The organism is Haloechinothrix sp. LS1_15 (genome assembly GCF_033042135.1).
GTDB lineage: Bacteria > Actinomycetota > Actinomycetes > Mycobacteriales > Pseudonocardiaceae > Haloechinothrix.
On sequence record NZ_WBXM01000003.1, the window covers coordinates 70,784 to 82,279 of the forward strand.

An 11,496-nucleotide genomic window follows, 5' to 3' on the forward strand; every position below is an offset into this window, starting at 1 on the left:
GGCGCGAGCGCCCCCGCGGCGGGAGAACGCCGCGATATCGATCCACAGTGATCAGAGGTAACCGAACAGAAAGCCGTAAGTTCACGAAAGGAGCACCACCATGTCCGAGATCCTGGCGCTGCAGAACCTGGCCGCCGACACCGGCGAGGAGATGCCGTACAGCACCCTCAGCATCGGGTGCAACAACACCGATCAGAAGTAGGTCGTCACCCGGTTCACGTGGGGGTGCCGCCGACTCCGGCTGCACCCCCACGCCGTTCGGCAAGGAGGTGATGCATGAACCCCGGAACCGGGAGCCCGCAGGGGGGTGGGGTGGGCCGTGCCCCCTACCCGGCGGCGTGGCGGCAGGAACTGGTCGAGACACGGCACGGCTACCGTGTCGCCGACCCCTACCGCTGGCTGGAGGACTCCGGCAGCGTCCGGACCGGCGCGTGGCTGACCCGGCAGCGCGCGGTCGCCGAGCACCACCTGGCGTCGTTGCCGGGGCACGTGGCTTGGCGGCGCAGTCTCGCGGTGCTGGAGGCCGCCGGGTACCGCTCGGTGCCCGTCCGCCGCGGCGACCGCACGTTCTGGCTGCGCGGGGAACCCGCGGCGGATCACCCGGTGCTGGTCGTCGACGAAGGCGAGCTGCCCGGCGGGACCAGGCGTGCGCGGGTGGTGCTGGACCCGTGCGCGATCGACCCCACCGGTTCCACCACGCTGGACGCGTGGGAACCAGCCCCCGACGGCCGGTTGCTCGCCTACCAGCTCTCCGCCGGTGGCACCGAACGTGCCGAGCTGCGGGTGATCGATGTGGACACCGGAGCGCTGGCGGACGGACCCATCGATCACGTGCGCTACTCCCCGGTCGCCTGGTTGCCCGACGGGTCCGGTTTCTACTACGTGCGCAGCGAGGAGGCCACCTGCGCGGCTATACGCGGCGATGCCGCGCACCTCACCCGGAATCGCCGTGTGTGGCTGCACCGGCTCGGCAAGGCGGCCACCGGGGACCCCCTCGTCTTCGGTGCGAACCACCCGCCGCCGACCGGATACCGGGTGGCCGTTGAGGGTGGGCGCTGGCTGCTGGTCACCGCGTTCGAGGGGCCAGCGGCCGGCACCGAGCTGTGGATAGCCGACCTGGCCGCCTGCGATATCACGTCGCCGCGGTTCCTGCCTGTGCAGCGAGAGCCGGAGGCCCGCACATCCGCCCGAATCGGCCCCGACGGCCTGCTGTACCTGCTCACGACCCTCGACGCGGCGCGCGGCCGCGTTTGTGTCACCGACCCGGCCGAACCCGACCCCCGGCACTGGCACGAGCTGGTGACCCCGGCGGCGGGCGCGACGATCGACGCGTTCGCGCCGCTGACCGGCGCAAGGGGACGGCGGTTGCTGGCGGTGGCCCACCGCAGCCGCGGCGTGCACGAGCTCGCGCTGCACGAGGCCACCACGGGCAAGCGCCGGGGCACGGTCCCGCTGCCGGGCGCGGGCACGGTCACCCGGCTCGGTGAGCAGCCGCCCGGCGGGCCGTACCTGTGGTTCGGCTATACCGACCACCTCACGCCAGCCACTGCCATCCGCTACGACACCCGCTACGACACCCGCCGCGGCAGGCGCGACTCCGGGATCGCGAACCGGGTCACGGGCGCGGCAGGCGACGTCGTCACCCGCCAGGTCAGCTACCGCTCGGCCGATGGCACGCCGGTGCGCATGTTCCTGTTGCTCCCTGGACCGGACGTCGAGCGCCCGCCAGGGCCGCGGCCGCTGCTGCTGACCGCCTACGGCGGGTTCGGCGTGGCCATGACGCCCCGGTATCACCCCGAGCTGCTGACCTGGGTGGCAGCAGGCGGCCTCGCCGCGGTGCCGTGCGTGCGCGGCGGGGGAGACGAGGGCCAGGCGTGGCATCGCGCGGGCAGCCGCGCACGCAAACCCGCCGCCATCGCCGATGTGCACGCCGCGGCCGGGTGGCTGGTCCGGCACGGCTGGACGGACCCGTCGCGGCTGTGCCTGCTCGGCGCCAGCAACGGCGGGCTGCTGATGGGAGCTGCCGCGGTGCAGCGTCCCGAGCTGTACCGCGCCGTCGCGTGCGTGGCGCCGCTGCTGGACATGGTGAGATACGAGCGGGGCGGTCTGGGCAGGCACTGGCGCGCCGAGTACGGCAGCGCCGACGTGCCCGAGGAGTTGGGGTGGTTGCTGTCCTACTCGCCGTACCACCACGTGCGGCCGGGCACGGCGTACCCGGCCACGCTGCTGCTGGCCAAGGAAGGTGATACCCGCGTGCCACCGTGGCACGCGTGGAAGCAGTGCGCGGCGCTGCAGCACGCCACATCGGACCGACGCCCGATCCTACTGCGCTCGATCCCCGAGCTGGGCCACGGCGCCACCGCGCGCGGCGCGGGCATCGCGATCACCGCCGAGGTGCTCGCCTTCCTCGCCGCGCAGGCCGGTCTGGATCCCGGTGAGCGGGTAGCGTGATCGCGCCGAGCGGTGGGGACACCGTCAGGGCGCGGTCGGGGGCGCCGTGCCCGCGCGCCGCCGAACGGGCCGCTCGTCGAGCACCGTGATGCGGCCCCGTGCCACCGTGACCGCACGGTCGGTCTCGAGCTCGCCGAGGAGCCGGTTCACCGTCGCGCGGGAGGTTCCCGCCAGGCTGGCGAGATCGTCCTGGGTGAGCGGGATCGCCCTGCCGAGCCCGTAGGTCGCCACCAGATCGAGCAGCCGCAGCGCCACGCGCCGGTCGGCGGGTACGTACAGCGCTTGGACCAGGTGTTCGGACAGGCGATGGACGTAAGTGGCGAGCATCTCGAGGAAGAACCGGTCGATGGCCGGGTGTTCTCGCCGCAGCCGGTCGACCTGATCGCGGTGCAACGACCAGGTCTCGGTGCGTTCCAGCGCGACGCAGGTCGCCGAACGCCGGGCGGCGGGATCGAGCAGCGCGAGCTCGCCGAACGTCCGGCCCGGCCCCACGACCGTGAGCGTCGCCACGTCGCCCATCGGCGTGGTGATGCGGACCGCGACGTGGCCGCGTTGCACCAGGTGCAGCGAGTCGCCCGGGTCCCCTTCGTGGAACACCACCTCTTTGCGGGCGAACTCGCGGCGCCGCCCCGCGGCCAGCACCTGCCGCCGCTGCTCCGGCAGCAGCGGGTCGAGGATCGGCCAGTGCGTCGTCACGTGGTCGAGGTTACGGGGTGACCCGGTGCAGCACGAAGGCCTCCACCGGGTCCGGCTTGCCCTTCAACTCCACGGCACCGAGCGGGGTGACCTCGGCGCCGTCCCCGAGCCCGGCCAGGGTGGCCGCCCCGACGACAACCTGGCCGGGCTCGGCGAGACCTTCCAGCCGGGCGGCCAGGTTGGTGGTATCGCCGATGCAGGCGAAGTTGCGGAACTCGGCGCTGCCGACGTTGCCGACCAGCGCCGGGCCGGTGGTGACACCGACACGGAACCGTGGCCAATCCTGCCGTCCCGCGGCGATACCCGCAGCGACATGTTGCAACCGCAGCGCGGCCCGCGCCGCGCGCCGCGCGTGGTCCGGCTGCCTGGCAGGCGCGTTGAACACCGCCATCACCGCGTCACCGACGAACTGCACCACCGTGCCGCCTTCGTGCAGGATCACCGGCACGACCGCCCCGAAGTACTCGTTGAGCATGGCAACGACCTCGTCGGGGCGCACCCGGTCGGAGAACGGCGTGAAACCTCTGAGGTCGGCCATGAGCACCGACACCTCGGTCACCGAACCACCCAACCCCGCCTGGTCGGGGTCGGCGAGCAGCGCGGTGGCCACATCGGGCGACATGTAGGTACGGAACAGGCCTTCCAGCTGGTGGTACAGGCGCGCGTTCTCCAGCACGATCGAGAGCTGGTTGGCCAGCGAGCGCAGCACGGAACGGTCGGCCTCGCCGAACGTGCCCACCTCCCGGCGCGCTTCGAGCGTGCCTGCCGCGTTGCCCTTGACATCCAGGGGGACCACGTAGCGTCGGCCGTCGGGGGGTTCCACCGCTTCGAGGGAGCCCATCGCCTGCTCGTGCCACGGATCGTCGGGTACGTCCCTGCCTGCCAGGTGCACGCTGACGCGGTCCGGCGCGAAGGTCTCGGCGACGATGCTCATCGCGCGGTCGAGGAGCTCGGTCTCGTCGCGAATCACCCGGGCCTCCCGCCCCACCCGTACGAGACCGCCGAGCCGCCTACGCTGCGCGCGTTCCGCACCGAGCGCGTCCGCGGCGCGTTCGAGCACCTCGAGCTGGCGCTCGGTGAGCTGGAACCGACCGGCGAGGCGGTCGGCGACCCGGGACAGCGGTTCCCCATCGGCGCCCTCGGCGTGCCTGCGCATGGCGGTGGCCATCTCCTCGAGCGCGGCGGCGTGATCCTGCCGGATCCGTTCGATGGTGCGGCCCAACGCGACCCCGTGGAACAGGCCAGTGGGTGAGCCTTCACGCCGGTACTGGATATAGGCGCTGTAGGCGACGAACGCGAACGCGATCAGCATGAGCACGTGCCATTCCCACCACGAGGCGTGCCAGTTCCTGCCGAGCGCCACGGCCAGCATGGCCTCGGCGAGCAGGACGAAGGCGGTGATGAGGCTGATGAGGATCACCGCGGGGCGCCTGCGGTGGATCAGGTAGTAACGCGCGGCCGCGATGCCATACAGCGCCATCCCGCCCACCGCCAGCAGCAGCAATGGTCGCTCGGCCTGTTCGGATGTGAGCGGCCGGTCCAGCGGCGGAAGCTCACCGAACGACCAGACACCCCAGACCGCGACCACCGCCGCCGTGGCGGCCAGCAGCGGCACGCGCGCTGCCGCCAGCCGGGCGGCCCCGGACTCGGCGAACTCGATCGAGGAGACCGCGGCGAGGATCGCCGCGAGGAACAGCCCGACCGGCACCGAGAGCAGGAATCCCGCGTTCTCCTCCAGGATGATCCCGGGGGATTCCAGCGCGTGCAGCGCGAAGAACCCGGCGGCCAGCAGGAAGGCGAGCGCGACCAGCAGCAGCCGCGCGTCGTGTCGCCGTGCCGCCCCGCGGAACACCAGCACGCCGAGCCCCACGTTGATCAGGGCGGCGACGAGCACCATGGCGAAATGCGACTCGCTGTGTTCCCACCGCACGTCGAACTCGGGACGGGTGACCAACAGCCACAGCGCCAGCAGCGGCAGCGCCATGTGCAGCGCCCACACCGCGGCCTGCACCCCGGGTGCGCCGGACCGGGTGCCGCTGTCTGCCGCGGTGGTCTGGGTGGATTGTCCTGTAACCGCCACCCGTGCATCCTACGGTCCGTGGCAGGACACGCAGAACCACAGACACCGGGAGCGGTTACCGGTCGGGATCGCCGGACGCGACGGTCGCCAGGTACACGGTGGCGGTGGCTTCGCGGCGCTGTAGGGGGTTGGGGAAGCGCACCACCTCGGCGCGTGCGGTGTCGAAGCAGTGCCGTAAGGCCGTGGTGAATTCCTCGTCCGGGGGGTCGTTGGACCACAACGTGAAAACCCCGCCGGGGTGGAGGTGTCCAGCGAGCGCGCGCAGCCCGTCGGGCCGGTAGAAGTCGCCGTGGCTCGGGTCCAGCAGGTGGCGCGGCGAGTGGTCGATGTCGACCACGACCGCGTGGAACCGCCTGCCCGGCTCCTCGGGGTCCAGCCCGGCAGGGGAGCGCAGCATCGCGAAGAAGTCGCCGTGCAGCAGGCGGCAGCGGGCATCGTCGGCCAGCCCCGCCCCCGCGGGGACGAGCCGGTCGCGGTGCCAGGCGATGACCTCGCCCAGTGCCTCGATCACCACGAGCGACCGCACGCGAGGGGCTGCCAGCACCTGCCGAGCGGTGTAGCCGAGCCCGAGCCCGCCGACAGCCACGTCGAGCGGGGTCTCCGGGTGGGTCCGGTCGAGCTCGGCGAGCGCGCGCCGCGCGATCTCCTCCTCAGCGACGGTGAACAGGCTCGACATCAGGAACTCGTCGTCGAGCTTGATCTCGTACACCTCGGTCTCCACAGCCGGGTCCCACCGGCGCCGCAGCACCAGCTCACCCAGCGGGGTCGAGCTCCATGCGAGTTCCCGGAAGCGCGCGCTCATCGGGCGCCCGCGGTGGTAGCGATCGTCATCGTCCCAGGCTACGACAGCGCGGTGGGTGCGGCGGCCTGCGGTGGAACTCCGGCCAGCCACTGCTCGACGAAATCGTCACGAGACGATATCATCGCTATATGACGATCGATCGAATCGACGCGGCCGGCGAAGCCGGTGTTCCCGATACCGCCGTGGCCGCCGCCCTGTTCCACAGCCTGGCCGACGAGTCCCGGCTGACGATCGTGCGCCGCCTGGCCCTCGGCGAGGCACGGGTCGCCGACCTGGTGAGCGAGCTGGGGCTCGCGCAGTCCACTGTGTCCCAGCATGTCGCCTGCCTGCGTGACTGTGACCTGGTGGAGGGCCGGACGGCCGGGCGTCAGGTGTTCTACCGGCTGCGGTGGCCGGAGCTGCTTGATCTGCTCGCCTCGGCCGAGAACCTGCTCGCGGCCACGGGCCGGGCGGTGGCGCTGTGCCCGACCTACGGCGTCGACCCCGGCGTCGATTCCGGCGACGATTCCGGTACAGACCCCGGCGACGCCGCACGGGAGGGGCGATGACCGACGCCTGCGGGTGTGCCGAGCCCGAGACGGGGCACGGCGCAGGCTCCGATGGCGGCCGGCGCCGCGCGCTGTGGCGGGTGCCTACGATGCGCCTCGCGGCGGTGTCCGGGCTGCTGCTGGCGGCGGGATACGGCGCGGGCTGGTTGGGGGCGCCGGGGTGGTTGGCGTCGCTGCTGCAGGGGGCGGCGCTGGTCGCGGGCGCGGTGACCTTCGTGCCCGGCACGCTCCGGCTGCTGCTGCGGGGCAGCATCGGGGTGGGCACGTTGATGACCATCGCGGCCGCGGGTGCGGTGGCGCTTGGCGAGCTCGGCGAGGCCGCCGTGCTGGCCTTCCTCTACTCCCTGGCCGAGGGGCTGGAGGCGTACGCGACCACCCGCACGCGGCGGGGCCTGCGCGCCCTGCTCGAGCTGGCACCACGCAGCGCGGTGGTGCTGCGGGACGGCGCCGAACACACCGTCGGCGTCGAGCGGCTGCGTGTCGGCGACATCCTGGTGGTCCGGCCCGGCGAGCGGGTGGCCACGGATGGTGTGATCCGTTCGGGTCGCAGCGCCCTGGACACCTCGGCGGTCACCGGGGAATCGATGCCGGTGGAGCTCGGCGAAGGCGACGAGGTGCTGGCCGGGTCGGTCAACGGCCCCGGCGTGCTGGAGGTCGCGGCCACTACCACGGCCGAGGACAACACGCTGGCTCGCATCGTGCGCATCGTGGAGACCGAGCAGGCCCGTAAAGGCACCGCTCAGCGCCTGGCTGACCGGATCGCCCGGCCGCTGGTACCGGGGATTCTGGCTACCGCGACACTGATCGCCGCGGTGGGTGCGTTGCTCGGCGAGCCCGCGGTGTGGCTGGAGCGAGCGCTGGTGGTGTTGGTGGCGGCTTCGCCGTGTGCGCTGGCGATCTCGGTGCCGGTGTCGGTTGCGGCGGCGATCGGCGCGGCCAGCCGCTTCGGGGTGCTCGTCAAGGGCGGCGCCGCGTTGGAGGCGCTCGGTCGCGTCCGGACGGTCGCGTTGGACAAGACCGGCACCCTCACTCGCAACGAACCGGAGGTGGCCGAGGTGGTCGCCGCTGGGGACGAGGCGTCGGACCGGGTACTGACCGTGGCAGCTGCGCTGGAGGCGCGCAGCGAACACCCGCTCGCGCGAGCGGTGCTGGCTCGCGCGGCCGGTGGAGATCCCGTGCTGGATGTCGAGGACGTGATGGCGGTCCCGGGGGCCGGAATCGCCGGGACGGTCGAGGGACGGAAGGTCCGGTTGGGCCGTCCGGGGTGGATCGACCCGGGCGAGCTGGCACCGGCGGTGCGGCGGTTGCAGGCCGATGGCGCCACCGTGGTGCTCGTCGAGCACGGCGGACGTGTGATCGGCGCGATCGGGGTGCGCGACGAGCTGCGTGCCGAGGCGGCGTCGACGGTGGGCTGGCTGCGACGCCACGGCTACCGGGTGCTGATGCTCACCGGCGACAACGCGGTGACCGCGGCGGCGATGGCCAACAGCGCCGGGATCGAGCCCGGCGCGGTGCATGCCCACCAGCGACCGGAGGGTAAGGCGCGTGCTGTTGCCTCCTCCGACGCCCGGCGCGGTACGGCCATGGTCGGTGACGGTATCAACGACGCGCCCGCGCTGGCAGCTGTCGATGTCGGTATCGCCATGGGCGCGGCAGGCAGCGACGTCGCCATCGACACCGCCGACGTCGCCCTGCTCGGCGACGACCTCCGGCTGCTGCCGCGTGCGCTGGCCCACGCCCGGCGCGCACGCACCATCGTGTGGCAGAACGTCGGGTTGTCGTTGGCGATCATCACCGTGCTCGTGCCGCTGGCGCTGTCCGGCACGCTCGGGTTGGCCGCGGTGGTGCTGGTTCACGAGGTCGCCGAGATCGTCGTGATCGCCAACGGCCTGCGCGCCGGGTACACCCGGCAGCCCACCACCGAGGGCGCAGCGGCCTCGTGGCGGCACACCGGCGGGGCAGGCCACGGGGTGCCGGTATCCCGGCGGCGGTAGGCCTGACGGCCCGGCAGGCCGGACCGGTGACCTGCCGAGGAGGCCTTTGGCGATGTCCCCGGCTCCCGCACATGTGTCCTCGACGCTCTGGTTCCAGTGGCGGTACCGGCGCCGGGGAAAGGACTCCGGGCCGGGTGCGATGACTTTCGCCCGCGGCGGCGGTCAACACCTCGAAGCCACCGCGCCAGGAGTGGAATCAGGAGTGGAAGGAGCCCACATGAGTTCGGTACGTGTACTGGTCGGTACCCGCAAGGGCGCGTTCGTGCTGACCTCGGACGGTAAACGTGACCAGTGGCGGGTGGACGGCCCGTATTTCGGCGGGTGGGAGATCTACCACGTGGCCGGTTCACCCGCGGATCCGGACCGGGTGTTCGTCTCGCAGTCGATGGACTGGTTCGGACAGGTGATCCAGCGCTCGGACGACGGGGGCATGTCCTGGGAGGCGGTCGGTAATGAGTTCACCTACGCGGGAGTGCCCGGTACGCACCAGTGGTACGACGGTACGGACCGCCCGTGGGAGTTCACCCGCGTCTGGCACCTCGCGCCGTCGTTGACGGACCCGGACACCGTGTACGCGGGTGTGCAGGACGCCGCGCTGTTTCGCTCGAATGACGGCGGCGCCTCGTGGCAGGAGCTGCGCGGGTTACGTGAGCACGGTTCCGGATCGTCGTGGCAACCGGGAGCGGGCGGGTTGTGCCTGCACACGATCGTGCAGCACCCGGCCAAACCGGAACGGTTGACCACCGCGATCTCGGCTGCCGGGGCGTTCCGTACCGATGACACCGGGAAGACGTGGCAGCCGATCAACCAGGGTCTGGAATCCGACGGCATCCCAGACCCGGAGGCAGAGGTCGGGCATTGCGTGCACCGTATCGCTATGCACCCCTCGCGTCCCGATGTGCTGTTCATGCAGAAACACTGGGACGTCATGCGCAGTGACGACGCAGGCGACTCCTGGTACGAGATCAGCGGTGACCTGCCGAGTGACTTCGGGTTTCCCATCGCCGTACACAGTCACGAGCCGGACACCGTCTACGTGGTACCGATCACCAGCGACGCCGAGCACTACCCACCGGAGGGCAAGCTGCGGGTGTATCGCAGCCGCACCGGAGGTAATGAGTGGGAGGCGCTGACCTCCGGGCTGCCGCAGCAGCACGCGTACGTGAACGTGCTGCGTGACGCGATGGCCGTCGACGCACTCGACGAGTGCGGTGTGTACTTCGGCACGACGGGAGGTCAGGTGTACGTCTCCGCCAATGCGGGGGACCATTGGGAACCGATCGTGCGCGATCTGCCGCCGGTCCTCTCCGTGGAGGTGCAGACGCTGACATGATTCGTGTCGTACTACCGACCCAACTGCGCGCGCTGGCGCGCATCGACGGGGAGGTCGCGCTGGCCCTCGACGGCGAAGCCAGCCAGCGTGCCGTGCTCGACGCCCTCGAGGAAAGGTTCCCCGCGCTGCGCGGGACCATGCGGGACCACGAGACCGGCAAGCGACGCGCCTACCTGCGGTTTTTCGCGTGCGAGCAGGACCTCTCGCACGAGCCGCCGGATGCGCCGCTGCCTGCGCCGGTCATCGCCGGTGACGAGCCGTTCCTGGTGGTCGGTGCGATGGCGGGTGGCTGAGAGCTCCGACTGTGGTCGCCTTCGCCCACGCGGACCGGTTCGCAGGCGGGCTGGCCCTGGCGGGACGCGAACCAGACCGCAGGTGCTGCTCGGCGACAAGGGCCCTGGATACTGATGCCTAGCGCGTCCGCGATGTCCTCGTGGGTGGTCTGGCTCTCGTTATCCTGCCGCGGATCCACCGCCGGTCAGGGTGCGCCTGATCTTGTCGATGATGCCGAGCCCCGGATCGATGATGAGGTTGCCCGGTGGTTTGTCCGGCGCGGCGGGATGGGGATGGATCGGGGCGCCATCCTTGGCGAGCCGCATCTTGCCGCCGAGCAGATCGCGTTGCTCTTGGGTGCACGCACGGTATAGGCGGGGGAGGACGTCGCGCTCCTCCTCGGCAAAGTGGTCGCGCGCACGCCGGGTCACTTCACCGAGCAGCTTCTCGAAACGATCATCCGAAGGAGACAGGGATTCGAGCTCCTTCATCCGGTGTTCCAGAGCGGCGTGCTCGCCGATGTGGTGGTCGGCGATCGCGTCGCCGTCGGGGAAGCGCTCACGAACCTCGGGAAAGGCATACTGCTCCTCGGCGGCCAGATGCCGCACGAGCCCGGCGATGAGGTGGTCCACGAGCTGTCTGCGGTACTCCCAGCTCACCGGGCTCTGCTGTTCGAGCTCCGTGAAGATCTCGTCCAGTTCACGGTGATCGGTCATGATGGCCTGGACGCCGTCCTCACTTCCTTCTTCGGTCGTCATAGTGGTCACCACCCATCTGTATCCGGCAACTGTCGCCGGCTGCGAAGCCATCTGGCCAGCGGACGAGTCAATCGGGTGGTTCCTGGAGCTCTTCCTCGTCGTCAACCACGGTGTCGTCGGTCATCCAGCGCTCCTCGTCCTCCCCTGGCTTGGGCTGCTGCTGGGTCGATTGGTGCTGCGGCCCCGCCTCACCGGGGCCGGCCGATTCGGGCGTGGCGCGATCGTCGTAGTCACGTGTCATCGCTGCGGTCTCCTTGCTCGAGGCGACACGATGGCTGCTCTTCCAGGAATACCCGCAACGCCGCGGGCCGAATCATCGGGATCCGCGCGTGCTGCTGGAGTGCTCTGCCTGCCGCTCGCGTTGCCAACCCGCCGTAACCGTGACGTGCACGGTCAGGGTGAGTCTGCGAGCTCGTGGTCGCAGCAGCAGCGCGATCAGCAGCAGCATGACGGTGCCGACGGCGATCCCGAGGAACCACACCCAGCGTGGTGTGCCGGTACCGGCTCGCCGGTGTGCCGCATGCCTAGGCGTTCACCTGTCATGGCGTCGCGGCAGCAGGT

The 11,496-nt window shown here is 71.3% G+C and carries 11 protein-coding genes; 5 read left to right on the plus strand and 6 right to left on the minus strand.

The genetic code is table 11. The features are described from left to right. The first annotated feature begins 276 nt into the window (after nucleotides 1-276). Complete coding sequence (locus F8178_RS05535) at nucleotides 277-2,451, plus strand: prolyl oligopeptidase family serine peptidase (RefSeq protein ID WP_317493570.1); 2,175 nt, start codon at nucleotides 277-279, stop codon at nucleotides 2,449-2,451. 24 nt (nucleotides 2,452-2,475) lie between these two features. Here the strand turns inward: F8178_RS05535 and F8178_RS05540 are convergent, their stop codons facing one another. From F8178_RS05540 to F8178_RS05550, 3 genes are read right to left on the minus strand one after another with little or no spacing between them, the layout of a single operon-like run. Then, entirely contained in the window at nucleotides 2,476-3,147 is a 672-nt protein-coding gene (locus tag F8178_RS05540; RefSeq protein WP_317493571.1) for a Crp/Fnr family transcriptional regulator, read from the minus strand. A gap of 10 nt (nucleotides 3,148-3,157) precedes the next feature. Next, nucleotides 3,158-5,227 (minus strand): adenylate/guanylate cyclase domain-containing protein, encoded by a 2,070-nt coding sequence (locus F8178_RS05545; protein ID WP_317493572.1) that lies wholly within the window; start codon nucleotides 5,225-5,227, stop codon nucleotides 3,158-3,160. A gap of 55 nt (nucleotides 5,228-5,282) precedes the next feature. Further along, on the minus strand, nucleotides 5,283-6,029 hold the full coding sequence (locus tag F8178_RS05550) for a spermidine synthase (RefSeq protein WP_317493573.1): 747 nt from the start codon (nucleotides 6,027-6,029) through the stop codon (nucleotides 5,283-5,285). A gap of 128 nt (nucleotides 6,030-6,157) precedes the next feature. Here F8178_RS05550 and F8178_RS05555 point away from each other — a divergent pair, with 128 nt between their 5' ends. From F8178_RS05555 to F8178_RS05570, 4 genes are all read left to right on the plus strand, one after another. Continuing rightward, nucleotides 6,158-6,577, plus strand: coding sequence for a metalloregulator ArsR/SmtB family transcription factor (locus F8178_RS05555; protein WP_317493574.1), 420 nt, complete (start codon nucleotides 6,158-6,160; stop codon nucleotides 6,575-6,577). Then, the gene (locus F8178_RS05560; protein WP_317493575.1) at nucleotides 6,574-8,571 is read left to right on the plus strand and encodes a cation-translocating P-type ATPase; all 1,998 of its coding nucleotides are present in this window, start codon (nucleotides 6,574-6,576) and stop codon (nucleotides 8,569-8,571) included. Before F8178_RS05555 ends, F8178_RS05560 begins: the two co-directional genes overlap by 4 nt. A 217-nt stretch (nucleotides 8,572-8,788) precedes the next feature. Next, the gene (locus tag F8178_RS05565; protein ID WP_317493576.1) at nucleotides 8,789-9,904 is read left to right on the plus strand and encodes an exo-alpha-sialidase; all 1,116 of its coding nucleotides are present in this window, start codon (nucleotides 8,789-8,791) and stop codon (nucleotides 9,902-9,904) included. Further along, nucleotides 9,901-10,197: a MoaD/ThiS family protein gene (locus tag F8178_RS05570; RefSeq protein WP_317493577.1), complete on the plus strand. Its 297-nt coding sequence runs from the start codon at nucleotides 9,901-9,903 to the stop codon at nucleotides 10,195-10,197. Before F8178_RS05565 ends, F8178_RS05570 begins: the two co-directional genes overlap by 4 nt. Nucleotides 10,198-10,356: 159 nt before the next feature. Here the strand turns inward: F8178_RS05570 and F8178_RS05575 are convergent, their stop codons facing one another. From F8178_RS05575 to F8178_RS05585, 3 genes are all read right to left on the minus strand, one after another. Continuing rightward, a complete protein-coding gene (locus F8178_RS05575) occupies nucleotides 10,357-10,935 on the minus strand; it encodes a hemerythrin domain-containing protein (RefSeq protein ID WP_317493578.1) in 579 nt (192 codons plus the stop codon). Nucleotides 10,936-11,002: 67 nt separating this feature from the next. Then, on the minus strand, nucleotides 11,003-11,176 hold the full coding sequence (locus F8178_RS05580; RefSeq protein WP_317493579.1) for a hypothetical protein: 174 nt from the start codon (nucleotides 11,174-11,176) through the stop codon (nucleotides 11,003-11,005). 72 nt (nucleotides 11,177-11,248) lie between these two features. Continuing rightward, nucleotides 11,249-11,416 (minus strand): hypothetical protein, encoded by a 168-nt coding sequence (locus tag F8178_RS05585; RefSeq protein WP_317493580.1) that lies wholly within the window; start codon nucleotides 11,414-11,416, stop codon nucleotides 11,249-11,251. Nucleotides 11,417-11,496 lie beyond the last annotated feature (80 nt).

Excerpts from the sequence above, each read along its gene's own strand:
- F8178_RS05580 (WP_317493579.1), bottom strand. The coding sequence starts at position 11,176 with ATGACACGTGACTACGACGATCGCGCCACGCCCGAATCGGCCGGCCCC.
- F8178_RS05560 (WP_317493575.1), top strand. The coding sequence starts at position 6,574 with ATGACCGACGCCTGCGGGTGTGCCGAGCCCGAGACGGGGCACGGCGCA.
- F8178_RS05575 (WP_317493578.1), bottom strand. The coding sequence starts at position 10,935 with ATGACGACCGAAGAAGGAAGTGAGGACGGCGTCCAGGCCATCATGACC.
- F8178_RS05550 (WP_317493573.1), bottom strand. The coding sequence starts at position 6,029 with ATGAGCGCGCGCTTCCGGGAACTCGCATGGAGCTCGACCCCGCTGGGT.
- F8178_RS05555 (WP_317493574.1), top strand. The coding sequence starts at position 6,158 with ATGACGATCGATCGAATCGACGCGGCCGGCGAAGCCGGTGTTCCCGAT.
- F8178_RS05565 (WP_317493576.1), top strand. The coding sequence starts at position 8,789 with ATGAGTTCGGTACGTGTACTGGTCGGTACCCGCAAGGGCGCGTTCGTG.
- F8178_RS05570 (WP_317493577.1), top strand. The coding sequence starts at position 9,901 with ATGATTCGTGTCGTACTACCGACCCAACTGCGCGCGCTGGCGCGCATC.
- F8178_RS05535 (WP_317493570.1), top strand. The coding sequence starts at position 277 with ATGAACCCCGGAACCGGGAGCCCGCAGGGGGGTGGGGTGGGCCGTGCC.